At 49.9% G+C, this 23,030-nt stretch carries 24 protein-coding genes; 19 read left to right on the top strand and 5 right to left on the bottom strand.

Annotated elements, in window-relative coordinates:
* Positions 1-141: 141 nt before the first annotated feature.
* From QUF18_RS10930 to hemB, 3 genes are all read right to left on the bottom strand, one after another.
* Positions 142-897, bottom strand: a complete 756-nt coding sequence (locus tag QUF18_RS10930) for an arginyltransferase (protein ID WP_289387092.1) — start codon at positions 895-897, stop codon at positions 142-144.
* 218 nt (positions 898-1,115) lie between these two features.
* Positions 1,116-1,586, bottom strand: a complete 471-nt coding sequence (locus QUF18_RS10925; RefSeq protein ID WP_289387091.1) for an RDD family protein — start codon at positions 1,584-1,586, stop codon at positions 1,116-1,118.
* A gap of 152 nt (positions 1,587-1,738) precedes the next feature.
* Positions 1,739-2,740, bottom strand: coding sequence for a porphobilinogen synthase (hemB, locus tag QUF18_RS10920; RefSeq protein ID WP_289387090.1), 1,002 nt, complete (start codon positions 2,738-2,740; stop codon positions 1,739-1,741).
* Positions 2,741-3,004: 264 nt separating this feature from the next.
* On the opposite strand from hemB, the gene QUF18_RS10915 reads away from it, so the two are divergent.
* The 11 genes from QUF18_RS10915 (at position 3,005) to QUF18_RS10865 (ending at position 15,891) form a co-directional block, all read left to right on the top strand.
* A complete protein-coding gene (locus QUF18_RS10915; RefSeq protein WP_289387193.1) occupies positions 3,005-4,099 on the top strand; it encodes an enoyl-CoA hydratase/isomerase family protein in 1,095 nt (364 codons plus the stop codon).
* 101 nt (positions 4,100-4,200) lie between these two features.
* A complete protein-coding gene (locus QUF18_RS10910) occupies positions 4,201-4,632 on the top strand; it encodes a DUF6163 family protein (protein ID WP_289387089.1) in 432 nt (143 codons plus the stop codon).
* Positions 4,633-4,823: 191 nt separating this feature from the next.
* Entirely contained in the window at positions 4,824-5,375 is a 552-nt protein-coding gene (locus QUF18_RS10905; protein ID WP_289387088.1) for a hypothetical protein, read from the top strand.
* Positions 5,376-5,833: 458 nt separating this feature from the next.
* Positions 5,834-7,141: a L,D-transpeptidase family protein gene (locus tag QUF18_RS10900; RefSeq protein WP_289387087.1), complete on the top strand. Its 1,308-nt coding sequence runs from the start codon at positions 5,834-5,836 to the stop codon at positions 7,139-7,141.
* 459 nt (positions 7,142-7,600) lie between these two features.
* On the top strand, positions 7,601-8,908 hold the full coding sequence (gene glyA, locus QUF18_RS10895; protein ID WP_289387085.1) for a serine hydroxymethyltransferase: 1,308 nt from the start codon (positions 7,601-7,603) through the stop codon (positions 8,906-8,908).
* A 254-nt stretch (positions 8,909-9,162) separates the two neighbouring features.
* Positions 9,163-9,645: a transcriptional regulator NrdR gene (gene nrdR, locus QUF18_RS10890; protein ID WP_289387084.1), complete on the top strand. Its 483-nt coding sequence runs from the start codon at positions 9,163-9,165 to the stop codon at positions 9,643-9,645.
* 225 nt (positions 9,646-9,870) lie between these two features.
* On the top strand, positions 9,871-11,043 hold the full coding sequence (gene ribD, locus QUF18_RS10885) for a bifunctional diaminohydroxyphosphoribosylaminopyrimidine deaminase/5-amino-6-(5-phosphoribosylamino)uracil reductase RibD (RefSeq protein WP_289387082.1): 1,173 nt from the start codon (positions 9,871-9,873) through the stop codon (positions 11,041-11,043).
* A 66-nt stretch (positions 11,044-11,109) separates the two neighbouring features.
* Entirely contained in the window at positions 11,110-11,718 is a 609-nt protein-coding gene (locus QUF18_RS10880; protein ID WP_289387081.1) for a riboflavin synthase, read from the top strand.
* A 528-nt stretch (positions 11,719-12,246) separates the two neighbouring features.
* Entirely contained in the window at positions 12,247-12,708 is a 462-nt protein-coding gene (ribH, locus tag QUF18_RS10875) for a 6,7-dimethyl-8-ribityllumazine synthase (RefSeq protein WP_289387078.1), read from the top strand.
* A 1-nt stretch (position 12,709) separates the two neighbouring features.
* Positions 12,710-13,216: a transcription antitermination factor NusB gene (nusB, locus tag QUF18_RS10870; protein ID WP_289387077.1), complete on the top strand. Its 507-nt coding sequence runs from the start codon at positions 12,710-12,712 to the stop codon at positions 13,214-13,216.
* Positions 13,217-13,749: 533 nt separating this feature from the next.
* Positions 13,750-15,891 carry a sodium-translocating pyrophosphatase gene (locus QUF18_RS10865; RefSeq protein WP_289387076.1) on the top strand — a complete coding sequence of 714 codons (2,142 nt, stop codon included), beginning with the start codon at positions 13,750-13,752 and terminating at the stop codon, positions 15,889-15,891.
* A gap of 67 nt (positions 15,892-15,958) precedes the next feature.
* Here QUF18_RS10865 and QUF18_RS10860 read toward each other — a convergent pair whose 3' ends face one another.
* Positions 15,959-16,471: an outer membrane protein assembly factor BamE gene (locus QUF18_RS10860; protein ID WP_113943201.1), complete on the bottom strand. Its 513-nt coding sequence runs from the start codon at positions 16,469-16,471 to the stop codon at positions 15,959-15,961.
* 89 nt (positions 16,472-16,560) lie between these two features.
* Between QUF18_RS10860 and QUF18_RS10855 the strand changes: the two genes are divergently transcribed.
* From QUF18_RS10855 to QUF18_RS10825, 7 genes are all read left to right on the top strand, one after another.
* Positions 16,561-17,100, top strand: coding sequence for a ubiquinol-cytochrome C chaperone family protein (locus QUF18_RS10855; RefSeq protein ID WP_289387075.1), 540 nt, complete (start codon positions 16,561-16,563; stop codon positions 17,098-17,100).
* 58 nt (positions 17,101-17,158) lie between these two features.
* The gene (locus QUF18_RS10850; protein ID WP_289387074.1) at positions 17,159-17,734 is read left to right on the top strand and encodes a YceD family protein; all 576 of its coding nucleotides are present in this window, start codon (positions 17,159-17,161) and stop codon (positions 17,732-17,734) included.
* 335 nt (positions 17,735-18,069) lie between these two features.
* A complete protein-coding gene (plsX, locus tag QUF18_RS10845) occupies positions 18,070-19,146 on the top strand; it encodes a phosphate acyltransferase PlsX (protein WP_289387072.1) in 1,077 nt (358 codons plus the stop codon).
* Positions 19,147-19,239: 93 nt separating this feature from the next.
* Positions 19,240-19,419: a hypothetical protein gene (locus QUF18_RS10840; RefSeq protein ID WP_289387070.1), complete on the top strand. Its 180-nt coding sequence runs from the start codon at positions 19,240-19,242 to the stop codon at positions 19,417-19,419.
* Positions 19,400-20,371, top strand: coding sequence for a beta-ketoacyl-ACP synthase III (locus tag QUF18_RS10835; RefSeq protein WP_289387069.1), 972 nt, complete (start codon positions 19,400-19,402; stop codon positions 20,369-20,371). The genes QUF18_RS10840 and QUF18_RS10835 overlap by 20 nt, the downstream gene beginning before the upstream one ends.
* 147 nt (positions 20,372-20,518) lie before the next feature.
* Positions 20,519-20,845, top strand: coding sequence for an integration host factor subunit alpha (locus QUF18_RS10830; protein WP_113942824.1), 327 nt, complete (start codon positions 20,519-20,521; stop codon positions 20,843-20,845).
* Positions 20,846-21,200: 355 nt separating this feature from the next.
* Positions 21,201-21,725, top strand: a complete 525-nt coding sequence (locus QUF18_RS10825; RefSeq protein ID WP_289387067.1) for a MerR family transcriptional regulator — start codon at positions 21,201-21,203, stop codon at positions 21,723-21,725.
* A 159-nt stretch (positions 21,726-21,884) separates the two neighbouring features.
* Here the strand turns inward: QUF18_RS10825 and QUF18_RS10820 are convergent, their stop codons facing one another.
* On the bottom strand, positions 21,885-22,391 hold the full coding sequence (locus tag QUF18_RS10820; RefSeq protein ID WP_289387065.1) for an META domain-containing protein: 507 nt from the start codon (positions 22,389-22,391) through the stop codon (positions 21,885-21,887).
* Between the two features lie 124 nt (positions 22,392-22,515).
* On the opposite strand from QUF18_RS10820, the gene QUF18_RS10815 reads away from it, so the two are divergent.
* Positions 22,516-22,908 (top strand): MarR family winged helix-turn-helix transcriptional regulator, encoded by a 393-nt coding sequence (locus QUF18_RS10815; RefSeq protein WP_289387063.1) that lies wholly within the window; start codon positions 22,516-22,518, stop codon positions 22,906-22,908.
* Positions 22,909-23,030 lie beyond the last annotated feature (122 nt).

The following is a 23,030-nucleotide window of genomic DNA, read 5'->3' as shown; positions in this document are numbered from 1 at the left end:
GAGCATAATTCACCCTTAAACTGATCCACGTTTAATGAATTATGCTCTGTGATGAATCTCATTGTGAGATTTGTCATCTAACAGATTGAATTTAATAGAAGATAGTAAAACACCCGCATAAAACTATGCGGGTGTTTTTATTTAATCTGCAATGTCGGTGCGTTGCCAGCCGTTGGTTGTGAGATGTTCCTGCGGCTTATAACGGGTTTTATAATGCATTTTCGCAGAGCCGTTGACCCAATAACCGAGATAGACATGCGGCAGACCAAGCGCATTACAACGCATAATATGGTCGAGAATAATATAGGTGCCAATTGAGCGGTCGGCCAGCTCCGGATTGAAAAACGAATAGACCATGGAAACGCCATCGCCCATCACATCGGTGAGTGCGGCAGCAATCAACGGGCCTTCGCCTTTGCCGGTAATCATCGTATCAGTGCCCCGCATACGATATTCAATAATCTGCGTGTTGACGTGGCTGTCCTCAACCATCATCGCATAGTCCAGCACGGACATTTCCGACATGCCGCCATTATGATGCCGGTGATTGAGGTAATCATGGAACAGCGCATATTGCTCAGAGCTGGGCTCGGCCTTATTGGCAAAACCGATCAAATCCTGATTGCGTTTCCAGATACGGCGCATAGAGCGCGTCATCTGGAATTCACCGGCAAGAATCCGCACTGATACGCAGGCATTACAATTTTCACAGGCCGGACGATAAGCAATATTCTGAGAGCGGCGGAAACCGGCCTGCGTCAGCAGATCATTCAGTTCCGGTGCACGGCTGCCAACCAGATGCGTGAAAACTTTGCGCTCAGCACGATTATCCAGATAAGGACATTCGGTCGGTGCGGTCAGATAGAATTGTTGTGGTTGCGGCTGATGCTGTGTCATGATTTGCCCGTCAATATGACAATAAAGACGACTTGAAATTATACGTCTCAAATTGTGCAGTCAAAAGGCCTGCAGAATGGTTAATCATAACGGAATTGAGCAGGATGTAAAATCCCGCTTTCGTGAGAATGTATTCATAGCGTATGAGCGACGATAAATAAGCTGATAATGCAAACAGCGCAGAAAAATCTGCGCTGTAAAATTTTTGAATATCACTATTACGGATGGGTGCGTACAATCACTGCGCCGAGCAGCATGTCATGCACTGCGCGTTTGTAGTCCAGAAACAGCGTCGCCAGCAGGATAAGCGGTGTCAGCAGCACATTGGCTGCCCAGAACAGCACCGAGTGAACAACGGCGAACAGGCCGTCAATCGGTTTGCCGTCCATACGCTCAAGCCGGATACCCATCATGCGCATACCGGTTGTGGCTTTGTTAGGGCCGCCAACGGTAAAATACACGTAAGGCAGCGCTACCAGCGGCAGCAAAATACCGTAGAGCATCCAGCCGAGACCTAAAGTCAGAATGCCGAGAAAGGCAATCACAATGGCGACCGGAATACACAGCAGCAGCACAATGAAATAGTCGATCAGAAAGGCGAAGATACGCCTTGAACGCACACCTTCATAAAGACGGCGGTCTTCAAAACGCGGCAGAACAATATCATGGTCGATTGTTCGGTCATTCATTGGCTTAGTGGTGCTCCTTATACTCTCTTGTAAGTTGAGAGATAGGAAGCACACACCCGGATTTCAAGGTTTTATGTTTGGGAGTGCTAAAATACAAAAAAGCACATGCTGCCCTAAACAGAATGTGCTTTTTGTAAGGTTGTGAAAGCGGATCAGGCGTTTTTGAGCTTCTCAGCCACTTCCAATGCGAAATAAGTGAGAATACCGTCACAACCGGCGCGTTTAAACGCCAGCAGGCTTTCCATCATGACTTTTTCTTCGTCAATCCAGCCGTTCTGGCCGGCGGCTTTGATCATCGCATATTCACCGGAAACCTGATAGGCGAAGGTCGGCAAAGCGAACTGGCTTTTGATGCGCTGAATAATATCAAGATAAGGCATGCCCGGTTTAATCATCAGCATATCTGCGCCCTCAAGCACATCCTGCTCGGCTTCGCGCATGGCTTCATCCGTGTTGGCCGGATCAAGATAATAGGTTTTCTTGTCACCTTTCAGCACACCGGCAGTGCCTATTGCTTCACGGTAAGGGCCGTAGAATGCTGAGGCGAATTTGGTGGCATAAGACATAATAGGCAAGTGCTGGAAGCCATTGGCATCCAGAGCATCGCGGATAGCACCGATGCGGCCGTCCATCATGTCGGAAGGGGCGATAATATCTGCACCGGCTTCAGCCTGTGCCAGCGCACCGCGCACGACCATCTCAACAGACTCATCATTGAGAATAATACCGTCACGCAGGATGCCGTCATGACCATCAGTCGTGAAAGGATCGAGCGCTGCATCGGTGATAATGCCGATTTCAGGAATTTCTTTCTTGATCGCACGGGTGACCGAATTGATCAGATTATCCGGATTGGCAATATAGGAACCGTCCTGCGTTTTAATATGAGCCGGTTCATTCGGAAAAGGTGCAATCGCCGGAATACCAAGCTTGGCAGCTTTTTCTGCCTGACGCACAGCCATATCCACGGAATAGCGGTGAACGCCCGGCATTGCGGCAATAGGAGAGGCGACATTGCTGCCTTCGCACACAAAGAACGGCCAGATCAGATCATTAACGCTTAACGCGTTTTCCTGAACCAGACGGCGGGACCACTCGGTGCGGCGGGTGCGACGCAAGCGGCGGCTTTGGGTGATTTCATCAATATTACGCATAATACCTTTTCCGTAATTCGGCGTAAGGAAAGGCGGGATCAAGCTATTCTATAGACAAGAGATACCGCACAGGCCAGATCAGGAGCCTTAACACTCTAATTGCGGTAACAGATTGATAAAAACGCTTTTTGAGGTGTGAAACATTGCCGCGCTTATAATAAGCGATCCAAATATTGTGAGGCTTTAAGCGCTGGTCTTGGTTGAAAAATTGGCTACAGTCTGACCAGATAGCGCAGGAAGCATATTCGCGGGCAGGAGAAAATGATGGACAAGGCACAGCAGTCAGTAACCTCTCATTCAGGCTCAGTTGATTTCGGTGGCGGTGATGAAGTCCGTTTTGCTGTGGAAGGCGCGGCGGGGTTAATCTGCCTGACCCGCCCGAAAGCGCTGAATGCCCTGACCCATAAAATGATAAAGGCATTTGAGCGCGCCTTGTTGCATTGGGCTGATGATCCCCAAGTCAAAACCATTATTATCGAAGGTGAAGGGCGCGCTTTCTGTGCCGGTGGCGATGTTGTTGCTGCCTATCACGCAGGTAAAAGCGGCACGCCTGCGTTTGATTTCTTTCAGGATGAGTATCGTCTCAACCGGCTGATTGCAGCCTACAAGAAGCCTTATGTGGCTCTGCTTGATGGTATTACGATGGGTGGTGGTGCCGGTGTTTCCGTGCATGGCTCGCACCGGATCGTGACGGAAAATACGCTGTTTGCGATGCCGGAAAGCGGTATCGGCTTTTTCACAGATGTCGGCGGTAGTGCCTTTTTGCCTGCTTTGCCGGAGAAATTCGGCTTTTATCTCGGCTTAACCGGTTCTGCTATTCGTTGGGGCGATTGTCTGCATAGTGGTATTGCGACCCATGCTTTGAAAGCAGATCAGCTTGATATGCTGCGTTCAAAGCTGATTGCCGGTGAAAATCCTGATGATATTCTTAGCCCCATGCATCTGAGTGAACCGGAATGGGAGACCTCAGAACAGGACAGAGCGCTGATCAACCACTGTTGCAGGGCACACAGTGTTGAACAGATTATTGCCAATTTCACCTCAGCCGCAGAGGCGGGCGATGAAAAAGCTGCGGCTATTGCGCAGTTGCTTGCAAAGCGCTCGCCAACCAGTCTGAAGGCAATTTTTACACTTTTTCACGACGCAGAAACATTTATTCGTGCAAACAACCAACTGAGTTACAGCGCACGCTTGGATAGGCAGATGCAAATAGAGTACGCTCTGGCAGAGATTCTGCTGCAAGGGCATGATTTCTATGCGGGTATCGGTGCGGTTTTGATTGAAAAGACCGGCAATCCTGTGTGGAAGCCTGCAAATCTGGCGGATGTGAAACTGCCGGATTTCGTGCAGAATAATTGAGTAAGCATGACTGAGATGTCGCTTTGTATCTCACGTAGCTTTGAGTTCAAAATGGAGCTGTTGCGAATAGCAGACAGCTCCGAATAAGGATAAAGAACCGCATGATGGATGATCAGCTGAGATTACGCACGGGAGATTCAGCCCTGCATAGCTGGTTCATTCTGTTTGTACGGTTTGTGGCGCTGGTTTGCCTTGCCGGTGGTGTTTATTACTGGTTGCGTCTGATTGGTCTTTATCCGGGGCTGCTATGGCGCTTTGATCTGATGCCGTGGCAATGGCAGGCCGCTTGCGTGAGTCTGGCTATTGCTCTGCCGATTGTTGCGACCGGTTTATGGATACGCGCCTCGTGGGGTGCAGTACTTTGGGTCATTACAGCCATTGCTCAGGCGCTGATTTACACAGTTTTAGCACGTTATTTTGAATTTTTTCCGGCTTTGGCCGCGCTCAATATCGGCTTCCTGCTGATCTATATCGCATTCCGTATTGGCTTGTTTATGCAGGGTAAAAGAGCGATAGCAACGCCGGTACACTGAGAGTGATGCAATCCACTCTATGAACTGGCGCTTAAATAACCGGCTGTTAACCGGTTGTTAGCCTTGCGGCTTAAGCCGAATTTCACTGCTGCTTCTTACAGTCATCGCTAAGCACACTGTCAGCTTTCGCATGTCTCTTGTTGATATGCGGTGCTGCTGGCGTTTGCTTTGAAAAAGCGGAGACAAGCTGAATGCAAACGCACGAGCCGTTTCAGACAACACATTGCGGAACAGGGCACAAAGACGCCTTTGCAGGCTATGAAACTGTGCAAAGCGCAGATCATGGTTCTGGCCTACAAGTTCTTTGTCTGGAAGTGGAGCGTCAGCTGAACCGCCATTACCGCCGCTTGCTGGCTTTTTTCCATGGCGCGTTTTCTGACAGGCAGGACTATCCTTTGAATGCCGAGCAGGCGGTTATGCTGTTCTGCATCAGCAATGGGCTGCGTGATACGGCACAGCTTTATCGCACGATTGAGCCCTTATCCTCACAGACCGTTATCATGCTCGCCAGCCTGATTGCGCAGGGCTATGTGGTTTCTGCCGCTGAAAGCTCGGACGATCTGACAGTCCTGAGATTGACAGCGAAGGGGCAGGCCGTCGCTGATGGTCTTTTCGAGCTTTATGATTATGTGTTTCTGGATGGTGCAGGGCGCGATGTGCCGGATGCGGCACGACTGGCCTCGATACATAATTCGCTTTGGCGCTTGCAGCGTTTCAGCCTCGTCAAAGCCAGTGCCGTATAAAACGCCACGAATGGCTAGAGCGTGTTGCGTTTAATCGTACCCACTGCGCTCGCTCTAGATTTTTTTAATTATCGCATGTTCGCGGTAGCTCAAATGAATACATTTGAGCCAGACATGCTTTAGCCTTTATCGTTGCTGAATCGCCACAATTCCGAATTAAGCATATTTATGATAGTCATTTTTAGCTCCTTATAATGATAAGAGCTTGCCGGAATGCTCGCAGACATGTTTAAGCCACAAAACTGTTTATAGCGGTTAAGTCCGGCAGGATGTTTGCCTATAGGCAACTGATGTGAGTTTGATCAGTTACACTGCTATTCAGGTTGATTATTGTTTCAGAGTTGAAATGTGAGCAGGGAAAGCTAAATAGCTTTTCTGTTGATACGGCCTGTGTCGCACAGTCTTGCGATGTGAATTCCGGTGGGCAAACTTTGTTGCTGCGGAGTGAGGATGATAAAATGAAGCATAGTGTAAAAGACGGAAAAACAGTTAAGGCGCTTGATCGCCGTTTGTTTTTGCGCGGCGCTGCCGGTCTGGGACTGGCTGCTTTGTCGGTGCCTGCGGTTTCTTCCGCTGCATTTGCTCAGGCTGTGGGTCTGAATGATGTGCTGTCATCCGGTCGTCGCGGTAACTGGAGCGATACATTTGATGCGCGCGGTACCGGTGGTGCCAAAGCAATTGCCACCAACCAGCCAATCATGAGCCCGCAGACGCTGAATTATATCAGCGCGGCAATCAATCAGTATAATATGATTGTTGCCAATGGCGGCTGGCCGATAGTGCCGGGCAATGAGCGCCTGCGTCTGGGCATGAAAAGTCAGGTTGTGCCGATTTTGCGCCAGCGTCTGATGATCTCCGGTGATCTGCCGGAGGGTATTGGTTCTTCTACCTCCTTTGATACTTATGTTGATGCTGCCGTGAAGCGTTTTCAGGCGCGTCATGGTTTGCCTGCCGATGGTGTTATGGGCGACATGACCTATAAGGCGCTCAATGTCAGCGCCGATGTGCGTCTTGGTCAGCTGAATACCAATCTGCAACGTCTTGGCTCATTGGCCAATGTGGATCAGACCCGTTTTGTGATGGTCAATATTCCGGCAGCACAGATTGAAGCTATTGAAAACGGCCGCGTTGTGCAGCGCCATACAGCCGTTGTTGGTAAGATTGACCGTCAGACTCCGATCCTGACATCGAAAATCCATGAAGTGATCCTCAATCCGTATTGGACAGCACCAAAGTCGATTATCCGCAAAGACATCATTCCTTTGATGCGTAAAGACCCGCAATATCTGACCAAGAACAAAATCCGTCTTTACAATGGTCAGGGACAGGAAGTTCCGCCGGAAACCGTTGACTGGAATACGGAAGATGCTGTGAAGCTGATGTTCCGTCAGGATCCGGGCAAAATCAATGCGATGGCATCGACCAAGATCAATTTCCACAATGCCCATGCTGTTTATATGCATGACACGCCGCAAAAGGGCACATTCAACAATCTGATGCGTTTTGACTCATCCGGTTGTATCCGTGTGCAGAATATCCGCGATCTGGATGTGTGGCTGTTGAAGAACACCAATGGCTGGTCGCGCGATAGCATTGAGGAAACAATCAAGAGCGGTCAGAACAATCCGATTCAGCTTGCTGATCCTGTGCCGCTGTATTTTGTTTATATCTCAGCATGGTCAACCGGTGACGGTATTCCGCAGTTCCGCGATGATATTTACAAGATGGACGGCGCTTCGGAACTGGCTATCGGCACTGTGATCTGAGAATTTTAGTCTCGAGACACAAAAACAGCAGGGCAGTTTTGAAAAAGATTGCAGCCGGTTTGCAACCAAAACTGCCTTCTGTGCAAAAGATCGTTTATTGAAGAAGCCGCCTTTGGGCGGCTTTTCTGTATCTTAAACGATATAAATCGGACTTTGACCGTTTTGCGTCATGACATATCGCCTGCTGGCCATGGAGCCAACATGACAAGTGTGATATTGCCACCCGATATGGGAATGCGCTAAGCCGCAAGCTACATTGAATTTACGTGCTTTTTGTTCTGCATTTTGATATGCGGACTGGCATTGAGCGTATCCCGAAAAGTGGGAACCGGTTTTCGGATAAGATACGCGTCAAAAACAAATAGCGAGGAATTCCATGATCGTCGCAAACAGGCGGCGGGAATGGTGTCTGATTGACTTTTGACTGGGAAATTGACTGGGAACCGGAAGGAATAGGATATGTCGCAGGCGAACAGTGCTTCTCTCGAAGCATTCTTTAATAAGGGTCTTGAAGAAGCGGATGCTGATATTTTCGGCGCAATCCGCAAGGAGCTTGGCCGTCAGCGTCACGAAATCGAGCTGATTGCATCGGAAAACATCGTTTCCCGCGCAGTGCTTGAAGCTCAGGGTTCAATCCTCACGAACAAATATGCCGAAGGTTATCCGGGCAAGCGTTATTACGGCGGTTGCCAGTATGTGGATATCGTCGAAGAACTGGCGATTGAACGTGCGAAAAAGCTTTTCGGTGCAGAGTTCGTTAACGTGCAGCCTAACTCCGGCAGCCAGATGAACCAGGCAGTCTTCCTCGCGCTGTTGCAGCCGGGCGATACATTCATGGGTCTGGATCTGAATTCCGGTGGTCACCTGACACACGGTTCTCCGGTCAATATGTCCGGTAAATGGTTCAATGTTGTATCCTATGGTGTGCGTGAAGACGATCACCTGCTGGATATGGACGAAGTGGCACGCCTTGCCCGTGAAACAAAACCGAAGCTGATTCTGGCCGGCGGTACTGCTTATTCCCGCATCTGGGACTGGAAGCGCTTCCGTGAGATCGCCGATGAAGTCGGTGCTTATCTGATGGTTGATATGGCGCACATTGCTGGTTTGGTTGCTGCCGGTGTTCATCCGTCACCAGTGCCGCATGCGCATGTTTGCACCACTACCACGCACAAATCCCTGCGCGGTCCGCGCGGTGGTATGATCCTGACCAATGATGGTGATCTGGCCAAGAAGTTCAACTCGGCTGTCTTCCCTGGTCTTCAGGGCGGCCCGCTGATGCATGTTATCGCCGGTAAAGCGGTTGCACTGGCAGAAGCGCTGCAGCCTGAATTCAAGCTCTATGCTCAGAATGTTGTGGCGAATGCCAAAGCTCTCGCAGAGAACCTGAAGAAGAACGGTCTTGATATCGTTTCCGGCGGTACCGACAACCACTTGATGCTGGTTGATCTGCGTCCGAAAAATGCAACCGGTAAGCGCGCTGAAGCAGCGTTAGGCCGTGCCAATATCACGACAAATAAAAACGGTATTCCGTTTGATCCTGAAAAGCCTTTTGTAACCTCCGGTATCCGTCTCGGCACACCGGCAGGTACAACCCGTGGCTTCGGCATCAAGGAATTCGAACAGATCGGCGATATGATTACCGAAGTGCTCGATGGTCTGAAAACAGCCAATTCTGATGAAGGCAATGCTGCTGTTGAAGCTGCCGTTCAGAAGAAGGTTATTGAGCTGACAGCAAACTTCCCGATGTATGGCTATCAGGGCTAAGCTTGCTTTGCGGATATTGTAAAAAATGACGCCGCGTATCACATTCGTGTTACGCGGCGTTTTTTTTGGATGGGATTGTCCACAATAGAGCATGTTTCAATGATACAATTGAAAGGAGAATGTTCTAGCTGATGACAAAAGGTTCCATCTGCTTTAGATAATTTTGATCTGAGTAATTTATCGTCGTTTCCGGCTGAAAAACAGACGGAGCGGCTGCCGCGCTGTGAGCGAGGCAGAAGGTTGAGAGTTTCACCATGCGCTGCCCGTTTTGCCAGTCCGAAGATACGCAGGTTAAGGATTCCCGTCCGGCAGAGGATGGAGCGGTTATCCGCAGACGTCGCGTCTGTCCGGATTGTGCTGGCCGGTTCACTACTTTTGAGCGCGTGCAATTGCGCGAATTGATGGTGGTTAAGAAAAGCGGCCGCCGCGTGGTGTTTGACCGTGATAAGCTGATGCACTCGATACAAGTGGCGCTTCGCAAACGCGAGGTTGATAGTGATCGCGTGGAGCGGGCAGTATCGGGAATCGTCCGACAACTGGAAAGCTCCGGCGAGGTTGAGATTCCGTCAGAGGAAATCGGCCGGCTGGCGATGGAGGCGTTGAAAGGCGTCGATGATATTGCCTATATCCGCTTTGCTTCCGTATATCGCAATTTCAGTGTTGCCAAAGATTTCCATAATGTCATTGATGAGCTGGGACAGATGGAAACTCCGGTATCTCCTGATACAGATGATTAAAGTTCAGGCGGCATAAGTCGCCGTTGGGATTTTGCAGGTTTCCTGCTTTGAATGAAACTCTGAGGCATCAGACCGATCAAGCCGAACGTAGTGCCTCATTGAACAGACTGTTTGCTGAAATGACGTCAGTTTTTTCAGATCAGATGATTGTTAAAATATATAGGTTTTGCGTTTATCCTGATGAAACCGGACAGACATAAAACACTCCGTACTGGAATTTGGCATATGAATGAACCTCAGAACGCGACAGCTCGCCAGAACCATCAGATCCATTCTGGCGAAGGAATTGCCTCGGAGCTGGATAAGCGCTTTATGGCGGCTGCAATCCGCTATTCACGCCGCCATCTTGGTATTACGGGAACCAATCCTTCTGTGGCGACGCTGATTGTGGCGGATAACGGCTTTGGGCCGGTGATTGTCGGTCGTGGTGTTACCGCGGAAGGTGGTCGTCCGCATGCGGAAACGCAGGCAATTGCTGAAGCGGGCGAGCTGGCAAAAGGCGCTACAGCCTATGTCACGCTGGAACCTTGTGCCCATCATGGTCATACGCCGCCTTGTGCCAGTGCGCTGGTCACCGCAGGTATCAAGCGTGTTGTTGCGTCCAGCAGCGATCCTGATCCGCGTGTTGCAGGGCGGGGCTATCAGATTTTGCGCGATGCAGGTCTGGAAGTTGTCACCGATGTCTGCCGTGAGCAGGGCGATGATGAGCTGGCCGGTTATCTGTCGCGCTCTTTCCGCAAACGTCCTGAAGTTTTGCTGAAGCTGGCTCTGTCGGTGGATGGTTATGTCGGCTGTGTCGGACGTGGCCAGATCGCCATTACCGGTGCCGTGAGTATAGCGCAGGTGCATATGCGCCGCGCACAGACCGATGCAATCATGATTGGCGTCGGCACAGTGATTGCCGATGATCCAATTCTCAATGTCCGCTTGCCGGGCTTGCAGGATCGTTCACCGATCCGCGTTATCCTTGATAGCGAATTGCGTACGCCGCTGACCTCGAAGTTGGTGCGGTCTGCACGTCAGGTGCCATTGTGGATTGCCGCCCGCAATGATGCTGATCCGGTTAAACGTCAGCAATTGATTGAAGCCGGTTGCCGTATTCTCGCAACCGAGTGCGAAGATGAGAAAATCGCGCTGCCGGAATTGCTGGATGATTTGGCTGCACAGGGCATCGCAACCCTGATGGTCGAGGGCGGTGCGGTGGTTGCGCAGGCTTTTCTGGCGCATAGTCTGGTCGACAAGCTGATGATGTTTGACGGGCCAAATCCGATCCTCTCCAATGGTGACGGACAGGCTCTGGCTGTTGAAGGCTTGCAGGCGTTTATTGATGCGGACTTTGTCAAAACCGGCGAGAGCCATTTTGCGTCTGACCGTCTGTGTGAATATAAACGTAAATAAAGATTGGCATGAATGCATTGCGGCTGACCACAGTGCTGCTGCATTGTAATAATCGGAGAATGACGGATGTTTACAGGTATTGTGACTGATATCGGCGAAGTCTCGGACGTTAAAGTCCTGGATGAAGGTGTGCTGTTGCGTATTGATACAGCCTATGACCCGAAAACTATTGAGATCGGTGCCTCTATTGCCTGCTCCGGTGTTTGTCTGACCGTGACGCGCTTGCCTGATCTTGAAAGCAATGCCCGCTGGTTTGAAGTGGAAGCATGGGAAGAAGCCCTGCGTCTGACCACAATCAGCGAATGGAAGTCCGGCCGTAAAATCAATCTGGAACGCTCGCTGAAGCTCGGAGATGAGATGGGCGGCCATCTGGTTTCCGGTCATGTCGATGCGATGGCGGAAATTATCAAAATTCAGGCGGAAGGTGAGGCGGTTCGTTTCACCATTCGCGCGCCTGAAACATTGGCACCTTTCATTGCCCAGAAGGGTTCTGTGGCGCTGGATGGCACATCGCTGACTGTGAATGGCGTTGATGGCAATGAATTCGACGTGCTGCTGATCCGTCATTCGCTGGAAGTAACCACATGGGGATCCCGTCAGGTCGGCGATAAAATCAATGTCGAAATTGATCAGCTCGCGCGTTATGCCGCGCGTCTGGCGCAGTTTAAAGCATAAGTCCTTAAACTTGAATCAGTTTAAGCTAAAATTATGCTGTGAATATAAAGTGTTAGAGCGACCTTGTGTAGCGCCCAAGAGGGCGAACGGCGCTTTAAGGTATAAATACGCATTGTAATGTGCAGAGAGATTCAAGGCACAGCGCAGGGAAACCGCGCTGTGCCTTTGACGTTCAGTGACGACAAAATTACAGAAATGCTGCAAAAAGGGCTTACTTTTTAAGCATAATGCTGTAGATCAGCATTTATTACCGTTCAGCCATTTGCTTTACCTCCGTTGTGCAGAGATTTATCTGCCACAGCAGGGGTTGTCGTCGTTGTCGGACAAAAGCCGCTATTGAAAAATCTATGACTGCTTACATTGTAAGTGCCGCAGGTTTCTATAGAATATGCTTTATATATGTTTCCGTGAAGGCGATGCGTTTGCGGAAGATAATACAGTGTTCTTGACCTGCAGCAGTTTCGGATAAAACCGCTCTGGTTGTAGTGACTTGGTTTGCTGGAATGGCAATTGATTATGGAGAATGAGATGACCGGAACTCTGGCTTATCAGCCGCATATTCTGATTGTTGAAGCCCGTTTTTACGATGCGCTTTCTGATGCACTACTGGACGGCGCCAAAGCCGCACTCGATGATGTTGGTGCAACTTATGAAGTTGTGACTGTTATGGGTGCGCTTGAAATTCCGGCGGCTATCTCCTTCGCTCTCGATGCAGAGGCAGGTGGCGGCACCGAATATGATGGTTATGTTGCGCTTGGCACGGTCATTCGCGGCGAGACCTATCATTTTGAAATTGTTGCGAATGAATCTTCCCGTGCGCTGATTGACCTGTCGGTGTCAGAGAGCATTGCGATCGGTAATGGTATTCTCACTGTGGAAAATGAAGAGCAGGCTTGGGCCCGCGCCAAACGCAGTGAAAAAGATAAGGGCGGTTTTGCTGCACGCGCTGCCCTGACAATGATTGATTTACAAAGAAAATTTGGAGTCTGATATGACCGCCCCACATGCGACGCCGCAGAATGCGCCGCGCACCGCCAATAAGCGAGGCGTAGCCCGTCTTGCTGCCGTTCAGGCACTGTATCAGATGGAAGTAACCGGCACCGGCGTGCTGGACATCGCTGCTGAATACGAGAACTTCCGTCTGGGTAAAGACATCGACGGTGATCAGTATCTGGATGCCGATCCGCAATGGTTCCGTGCGATCATCGCCGGTGTTGTTGCTGACCAGCGCGTTCTGGACCCGATGATCCGCCAATCGCTGACCGAAGACTGGCCGTTGTCACGTCTTGATTCGACACTGCGTGCGATTCTTCGTGCAGGTATCTGGGAATTGCGCACCAAAAAAGAAGTGCCGACCGCAGTGATCGTCTCGGAATATGTCGATATTGCCAAGGCATTTTACGAAGAAGACGAGCCGAAACTGGTCAATGCCGTTCTCGATCGCTTAGCATTTGAGATCCGCGGTGAGAGCCGTGGCAACCGAAAAGCGCCGCGTTGATACAGATTTGATGGTGGCGGCACTCTCTGCCGTGCATATTATGCATTTTAAAAGCCGGTACAATTCTGTACCGGCTTTTTCTATGCCAATTGTAGCTTTGTCTGTTTTTAAAACAGGCACTTGACCTTTGTCTCCGGCTTTCGCATCCTGCAACCAGAATACCGGAAGACAAGCCTGAAGCATGCTGATCAGACAGATGCTAAAAGAAAACATAATCCTGATGACTGAGCGATTTCAGAACAGGATTGTAGGGTAAATCGAACGACCGGACTCTGATTTGAAGTGACTGCCTTCTGTTTCTGTCTGAGCAGACTGTGAGCATTTTCTGAAGCGCCCTCTGCGCTTTCAATCTTTGCTGTGCCTTGCTCCTAGCCGTTCTCCGTTAAAGCGTATCCCGAAAAGTGTGAAGCAGTTTTCGGGTAAGATACGCGCAATAACAAAGAGATAGAGCATTTTCTAAGATCCAAAATAAACTGAAAATTCTCTAGCGTAATATTCCGGTCAAACTGCCGGAAATATAAAGGGGAAGATGCATGGCAGTTCTCATACTTATTCTTATTTGCGGCGTTCTGGCTCTGGTCTATGCAGGCTGGGCGATCCGTTCCGTGTTGGCATCAGATGCGGGTAATGCGCGGATGCAGGAAATCGCAGGTGCAATCCGCGAGGGTGCGCAGGCCTATCTTGCGCGCCAGTATATGACGATCTTTTTCGTTGGTGCGGTGGTCTTTATCATTACATGGTGGCTGCTGGGCGCTTATGCGGCTTTCGGCTTTCTGATCGGCGCGGTTCTGTCCGGTGTTGCCGGTTTCATCGGTATGCACGTCTCTGTGCGTGCGAATGTGCGCACGGCGCAAGCCGCCTCGATGAGCCTTGCAGGTGGTTTGGAAATTGCATTCCGAGCCGGTGCGGTCACCGGCATGCTGGTGGCAGGTCTCGCGCTGCTTGGCGTTGCCGGTTATTACACGTTCCTCACGGCTGGTATGGGCTATGCGTCCGGTGATCGTATGGTGATCGATGCATTGGTCGCACTCGGTTTCGGGGCCTCGCTGATTTCGATTTTTGCCCGTCTTGGCGGCGGTATTTTCACCAAGGGCGCGGATGTCGGCGGCGATCTGGTCGGCAAGGTTGAGGCCGGTATTCCCGAAGATGATCCACGCAATCCGGCAACGATTGCCGATAATGTCGGCGATAATGTCGGTGACTGCGCTGGTATGGCTGCGGATTTGTTTGAAACTTATGCCGTGACGGTTGTTGCGACCATGGTGCTGGCGGCAATCTTCTTCGCTGGTGCGCCGTCACTGCCGGTAATCATTCTCTATCCGCTGGCGATTTGCGGCTTGTGTATTCTTACATCTGTTGCCGGGACATTCTTTGTGCGCTTAGGCACAGACAATTCCATCATGGGCGCGCTCTATAAAGGTCTGATTGCCACCGGCTTGTTGTCGGTGGTTGGTCTGGCGCTGGCGACAACAATAACAATCGGATGGGGAGAGATCGGCACGGTCGCCGGTATTTCAATTACCGGAAGTAATCTGTTTATCTGCGGGTTGATCGGCTTGATCGTTACCGGTCTGATCGTGGTGATTACGGAATATTATACCGGCACCAATAAGCGTCCGGTCAATTCCATCGCACAGGCTTCTGTCAGCGGACATGGCACCAATGTGATTCAAGGGCTGGCCGTCTCGCTGGAATCAACAGCATTGCCTGCCATTGTCATCGTGTTTGGGATTATCACAACCTATCAGTTGGCCGGATTGTTCGGCACGGCCATTGCTGTGACAGCCATGCTCGGTATTGCCGGTATGATTGTGGCGCTGGATGCTTTCGGACCTGTAACCGATAATGCCGGTGGTATTGCGGAAATGGCGGGCCTTGATCCCGAAGTGCGCAAGGCGACAGATGCACTGGATGCGGTTGGCAATACGACCAAAGCCGTGACCAAGGGCTATGCGATTGGCTCGGCTGGTCTTGGCGCCTTGGTGCTGTTTGCGGCCTATTCCAATGATTTGGCATTTTTCGCTGCCAATAGTCAGAACTACCCATATTTCGCCGATATGGGGGCAGTCTCCTTTGATCTGTCTAACCCTTATGTGGTTGCAGGTCTGATCTTTGGTGGTCTGATCCCTTATCTGTTTGGCGGTATTGCTATGACTGCGGTCGGTCGTGCTGCCGGATCGGTTGTGCAGGAAGTGCGCAGGCAATTCCGTGAAAAGCCGGGAATCATGAGTGGCGCGGAACGGCCGGATTATGCCCGTGCGGTGGATATTCTGACCAAAGCTGCTATTCGGGAAATGATAATTCCGTCCTTGTTGCCGGTATTGGCGCCTCTGGTGGTCTATTTCGGCGTGTTGCTGATTTCCGGTTCTAAGGCGTCTGCTTTTGCGGCACTCGGTGCCTCATTGCTCGGTGTTATCGTCAACGGCTTGTTCGTGGCCATCTCAATGACATCCGGCGGCGGTGCTTGGGATAATGCGAAGAAGAGCTTTGAAGATGGCTTTACCGATGCAGACGGTGTGAAGCACATGAAAGGCTCAGAAGCGCATAAAGCCTCGGTGACCGGTGATACGGTTGGTGATCCTTACAAGGATACGGCAGGGCCTGCCGTTAATCCGGCGATCAAGATTACCAATATTGTGGCACTGTTACTGCTGGCCGTATTGGCGCATCAATAAAGAAAAACGCCGGTGAGAGCATCTCACCGGCGTTTTTAATTTGTATCGGCTCTTATGTAATAAGATTTTACATCGTGCCTGGCAGCGAGGTTGGCAATTTGCCAACGCCCTGCATAAGCTGACCAACAAAAGTCTGATCTTTACCGCCGGTCGGTGTGGTGCGGGCAACAAAGTCAAAGACTTTACCATCCTGCAGGCCATAATGGGCGATCTGAGAAACTTTACCGTCCTTGCCGAAATAAACAGCCAGAATGCGGCGGTCGATAATTTTTGGTTTCATGAATTGCGCAGCGCGGAAGCGCTTTTGCGAAATATAATAGAAAACTTCATTATCAAATGTTGCCGTTGTGGACGGTGTGCCGAGTGTCAGCAAGACCTGTTCACGACTGGAACCAACAGGAACAGAATCAAGCGCCTGTTCATCAAGGACATAGCCTTCTGTCAAAGTTTCTGAAGGATTGAGCATGCTTGCGGTATTGCAACCGGCAAGTCCGAGCGAAAAAAGCACGGCTGCGCCCGTAATGAGCAAGCTTCTGCTGCGGTTTTGTGCGAAAATACGCTGCAACGACGACATCTCCATAAGCATTATCCCAACGGTACTTCCGTAACCTGATGAACTTGGGTAAACCACCTTGCATCCGGATGCAACAAAAGCATGGGCGTTTAATCATGATTCTTAATTTATTAAGACGCAAATCCCGAGTAAATGAAGCAATTACTCTGTCTGCTTATGAAAAAATCGTGGCGGCAGCACGACAAAAACGCTTTTACGCGGAATTTCTTGTGCCGGATACACCAATCGGGCGTTACGAAATGCTGTCATTGCATGTGTTTTTGCTGATGCACCGGTTGAAATCGGAAGATCCGGCGCTGAAAGAACTGACGCAGGATGTTGCTGAAGAGTTTTTCAAGGATGTTGATCACTCACTGCGTGAGCTTGGGATCGGCGATCAGGGCGTGCCTAAACGTATGAAGAAGCTGGCGCGCATGTATTATGGGCGGGTGCTGAGTTATGCTGAGGCCATTGATAACAATGATGAGGCCGAACTGGCGCTTGCATTGAGCCGTAATGTGCGGCCGGATTTGACTGAAGCGGGACAAAGCTGGGAGCAAAGCGGAGCCATGGCTGCTTATGCGATGCAAACTTATGTGTATTTGCGCGGGCAGCCTGACAGCAACTTCCTTGAAGGTCACTTCAGCTTTGCATAAGTAAGCGGGATATCATTGCTATTAAATCAGCAATTTCAGAAATGTAGATGGACTTATCATGACGAAATATAATGGGTCGGGTGACGCAGGGCTTAAATTTCCGGTTTCTGTGGCTCATGTGCCAAGCAAAGGCCTGACTGTAAAGATTGAAGCTGACGAAAAAGAACGTGCCCAACTGGCTAAAAACCACGAATTGCTGTCGGTTGGTTCCTTTACGGCTGATTTTGTAATCACCCAGTGGAAAAAAGACGGCCTCAAATTGCGCGGCCATATTGAAGCGCAGATTGTGCAGTCTTGTGTTGCTACCCTTGAGCCGATTGAAACAAAGATCAGTGAAGATGTGGATACGGTGTTTGTGCCGGAAAATTCACGTCTTGCGCGTATCCGTCTTGATGAAAGCGGTGAGATGCTGATTGATGCAGAAGGGCCGGATATGCCGGAAACTTTTGAAGGCGATCACATTGATATTGGTGCGGTAGCCGAAGAGTTCTTTGAGCTGGCGATTGATCCTTATCCGCGTAAAACCGAAGCCGAATATATCGAAATCATCGAGGAAGATGAAGAAGAGGCTGAGGATGAAGTGAAGCCGGATTCGCCATTTGCCGGTCTTGCTAAATTGCGTGACAAAAACTGAAACACGGTTTTATGCTGCACATGCATGCTTGGAATTTGAATAGGCAAAGCCGCTAAAGTGCTTTATATTCAAAAACATGGTGTGATAGCTGCAATGTTGCGAAAGCGTGTCTGCGTGGCAAAATTAAATTTAAGTTGTGCGCGCAGGCAAAAAAGTTATTTTGCGCACTTCAGGGCGTGTTGTGAACTTCTGTTGAAGTCGCAGCATCGCTAAAGAAAAGACGAAGATATTCATGCAGCTTTTCGGGCGGCTGAATACGCATTTAAATCATGCCGGGCAAGCAGGCTCTGATAGTAAACCCGTATGGTTTGTGAAGACCGGTATAGGACGATCAAGTGGTCACAATTTCTATTGACGCTATGGGGGGCGATTTTGGCCCTGAAGTGGTTATCCCCGCCGCAGCGAATGCACTGGAGCGTCATCCTGACATCCGGTTTATTTTTTATGGTCTGGCCGGCAAGGTCGAACCGTTTTTGGATAAATTTCCCAAGTTAAAGGCTGCCTCGGTCCTGCATATCAGTGAAACCGCAGTGCAGATGGATGACAAGCCGAGTCAGGCTTTGCGCAATGGCCGTGGCAAATCCACGATGTGGCAGGCGATTGAGGCCGTTAAAAACGGCGAGGCCGATGTTTGTGTTTCTGCCGGTAATACCGGTGCGCTGATGGCAATGGCTAAATTTTGCCTGCGTATGATGGCGAATATCGAACGTCCGGCGATCGCAGCAATCTGGCCGACAGCGCGTGGTGACAGTATTGTGCTCGATGTGGGTGCCAGTATTGGTGCAGATGCCCGTCAGCTGATTGATTATTCTGTTATGGGTGCCGGTATGGCACGTGCTTTGTTCGAGATTAAGCGCCCGACAGTTGGTCTGCTCAATGTTGGTGTTGAGGAAGTCAAAGGTCTGGATGCCATTAAAGAGGCTGGTGCCGCTTTGAAAGCAACGCCTTTGCAGGGCTTTGAATACAAAGGTTTTGTTGAAGGTGACGATATCGGTAAGGGCACTGTGGATGTTGTTGTCACGGAAGGCTTTACCGGCAATATCGCGCTGAAAACAGCTGAAGGCACTGCAAAGCAAATAGCCGCTTATCTGCGTGGTGCGATCAATCGCACATGGATGGCGAAGCTGGGCTATATTCTGGCGAAGGGCGCATTTGACCGGTTGCGGGAAAAAATGGACCCGAACAAGGTCAATGGCGGTGTCTTTCTCGGCCTCAATGGCGTGGTGATTAAAAGCCATGGCGGCGCAACCAGTGAAGGGTTCTGCTCGGCGATTGAGGTTGGCTATGACATGGTGCGCAACGGCCTGATGCAAAAAATCGAAGCGGATCTGACCACATTTTATAGTCACTATAAGGCGGAAACAGCGGAAAGTGGCGACGAGACTGCGGAGCCAACAGTCAAGCCTGCGTGAGCATTGGCACTTTCGCTATCGTAAAATTGCCTTATATGATTTTCATATAAGCGCTGAATTTGTCGGTTATTGCTTTCTGCTCAGGCATTTGTAATGACTGCTATTATAGTGTTGCCACCCGATGAGCTGACGAATGTGAGCAGATCATCGGGTAGGCGCACAAAATCAAAATATGTATCCGGTGTCGTCGGATGGCTTGCTTTGCGCCAGATGACCGACAAGATGCCCGATATGTCAGACAGGAAAATTACTGATGATCAGATCCGTCGTTAAAGGCATTGGTGCAGCTACACCGGAGCGCGTTGTTAAAAATGCAGAGCTGGAAGGTGTTGTTGAGACATCCGACGAATGGATCGTTCAGCGTACAGGTATCCGTCAGCGTTATATCGCCGGTGAGCATGAAACCACAGTATCGCTCGGTACCAAGGCAGCTCAGGCTGCTTTGGAAAATGCCGGTCTGACCGTAGATGATATTGATCTGATTATTCTGGCGACTTCCACGCCAAATCATACATTCCCTGCCAGTGCGGTTGAAATCCAGAATGCGCTGGGCATGAAGCATGGCTTCGCTTTCGATATGCAGGCAGTGTGCAGCGGCTTTGTTTATGCTGTGACCACCGCAGATATGTATATCAAGAGTGGTATGGCGAAGCGCGTTATCGTGATTGGTGCGGAAACATTCTCGCGTCTTCTCGACTGGAAAGACCGCACAACCTGTGTTTTGTTCGGTGATGGTGCTGGCGCAATTATTATGGAAGCAGCCGAAGGCAATGGCCTGACATCTGATCGCGGTGTGCTGACAGCCAATTTGCGTTCGGACGGTTCGCATAAAGAAAAGCTATATGTTGATGGCGGTCCTTCAACCACAGGAACAGTCGGTCATTTGCGTATGGAAGGCCGTGAAGTTTTCAAACATGCGGTCGGGATGATCACGGATGTGATTGAGGCGTCTTTTGCGACTACCGGTCTGACTGCTGAGGATATTGATTGGTTTGTGCCGCATCAGGCCAATAAGCGTATTATTGATGCTTCCGCGAAGAAACTGAATATTGCCGAGCATAAAGTGGTGATTACTGTCGATCAGCATGGCAATACATCCGCGGCATCTGTGCCGCTGGCCTTGGCGACTGCCGTTAATGACGGTCGCATCAAAAAAGGCGACTTGATTTTGCTTGAAGCAATGGGCGGCGGCTTTACCTGGGGTGCCGTTTTGTTGCGCTGGTAGGGCGCATAAACGGCATTTCAATGCTGTGATGACTGAAAAGAAGTTCAATCTTAAGTAAAAGTCTGCTTGACCATCGGCGTTGCATCTGTGTAACCTGTTGCACATACAAGAGATTATCACCTTTAACGCTAGCCGAGTAGGTTCATCATGGGGGGTAAGACTGTCACGCGTGCCGATCTGGCTGAAGCTGTCTATCGCAAGGTAGGGCTGTCACGTACTGAATCTGCATCGCTGGTAGAAATGATTCTTGACGAAGTCTGTGATGCCATTGTGAATGGTGAAACTGTTAAGCTTTCATCCTTCGCAACATTTCAGGTCAGAGACAAGAATGAGCGTATTGGCCGTAACCCGAAAACTGGTGAGGAAGTTCCAATTCTTCCGCGACGGGTCATGACTTTCAAGGCTTCCAATGTGCTGAAGCAGCGCATTCTGGATCAGCACCTTGCACGTCAGGGCAAAAAGGCTAAAGCCTGATTGAACAGAAATTTTAAAACACCGGCTGCATTTGTGGCCGGTGTTTTGCTTTGCGCCTTCTTTCTGGATTTTCAGCGAAAAGCACCCGTTTACTGAAATTTAACCCTGTTTCGCATTCCTTTTAAGGCGTTATGCAGCGGGTCAATTTTGCTTTATGCTCGCTGATAATAAGAATCATTGCAGATGCTGACCAGGGCGACGCTCATTTAAGCCGGTTATTTCTTTCTTTCCTCGCGGGAAGACCTGTATTTTACGTGTTTATTAGCGCCACGCCTTGCTTTCGCTGGAAATGTGATTCATCCGAATAAATGTATCGTTTGAGTGATACTCCTTTACGACCGGAAAGGGGCAGACCATGAATAAGAGTCCTGATGCGTTTAAGACGATCAGTGAGGTAGCGGAAGATCTGGATCTGCCGCAACATGTGCTGCGCTTTTGGGAAACCCGTTTCACACAAATCAAACCGATGAAGCGTGGCGGTGGCCGTCGCTATTATCGCCCGCTGGATGTGGAGTTGCTCAAGGGTATCCGCCATCTGCTTTATGATCAAGGCTATACGATTAAAGGTGTGCAGCGTCTGTTGCGTGAAAATAACGCGCAGTTCATCATTGCGCTTGGTAATGGTGATGTCGCCGCCGTTGAAGCGATTACCCGTCAAAAACAGGCGACTGCTGCGCAGGATGCCGCAATTGAGGATTATGATCCGGAAGAGCCGCGCCAGTCATCAGGCGGGAGAAAATTATTCGGATTGTTGCGCGGCGATGAAGAGGGGCCTACGAGCGCTGATTCTAAGCGCCTGAACAAAGATAACCGCACACTCTTACAGGAGGCATTATTTGACCTGTTGGAGTGTAAGCGCCTTCTCGATCAGGTGCGCTAACACTTAATATATTCAAAATAAAAAAACGGGGCTGCTAGAGCATTTCACAGTCAAGTTGGATCAACTTGACGTCGGGATAATGCGACAAACTAAAGAATCTAGAGCGGGCAATGCGATCCAACATGAACGTAAACCACTCTGATGCGCCCCGCTTTTTTATTACGCACGTTTTAAACGCAGTATTTCACGATTTTTTGAATCAATCAGGATCAGTTTGCCATTACTGATTTTCCAGCTTGTTACCATGCCGAGTGCGGTATGGAACTGGGAATCTTGTTTCATCATCGCTGGCAGACAAGCCATCAGTGTTGCGCCGCCTGGCAATACTTTGATTTTCTCACCTTTAATCTCCATTCCGCCCATATAACGATTGCAGCCACCGCTGCCGGAAATGTTGCCATCCTTTGCAATATCCAATGTGGATTGGATTTTTCCACTGACTTTATGGCCTTGAATGCGCTCTGTAACCCAGTTTCCATAGATGCCTGTTTCTGCAGCGTGAGCTGCACCGAAACTTGCGAGCATAAGACCGGCAGAGAGTGCGGCAGGCTGAATGAGCTTAGTGAAGTTAAATGGCATAACTGTCCTCGTAAAAATATTCGCATGAAGGCAATCTTCTTCAGGTTCCGCAATTCTGCGGATATTGCAAGAACGTTTATCCAACATATTGGGTTGCACTAAGGCGGAAATAAAATTATATAGAATAGCAATTATTAGCACTCTATCTATATGTGTACTCATGAAAGCTGCAATTGTACAAAAGCGCGCTGATTTTCTGACGGACATGTCCGTGGCAGGCAGAAAGCTGCGTACATTATTTGATGTTTTTGCCAAAGAGCATGGCATGACGCTGCCACGGGCGAGGGCTCTGTTTCTGCTGTCCAACCATAAATGCATGACTCAGACCGAGCTTGCTGCCGCGCTTGAAATTGAAACACCGACTTTAGTGCGGTTGATTGATGGGCTGGAAAAGCAGGGGCTGGTCACGCGACGTGCTGTTGCGGGCGACCGGCGTGCCAAGCATATCATTCTCACAGAAGCTGCCCATGATCATGTTGAAGAACTGCAACGTGTCGCGGAAGTGCTGCGTATTCGCATTATGCAGGATCTGACTGAGGAAGATCTGGATCATGGATTGCATATTTTGCGGGTGATTTTGAAGAATATGGAAGCGATCAGCTGAGATCATCATGGCAGATATACAATTAAAACAGAAGGATGAGCAGAGAGAAGCTCATGATGATGCTGACGCAGTGCTGCTTCCGGCGAAAGCCGATATACAGCTTGTAAGACCAGTCGCATCCG

The sequence above is a fragment of the Pseudochrobactrum kiredjianiae genome, assembly GCF_030362795.1.
In the GTDB taxonomy this organism is placed as follows: domain Bacteria; phylum Pseudomonadota; class Alphaproteobacteria; order Rhizobiales; family Rhizobiaceae; genus Pseudochrobactrum; species Pseudochrobactrum kiredjianiae.
This window is presented reverse-complemented; position numbering and strand designations above follow the sequence as displayed.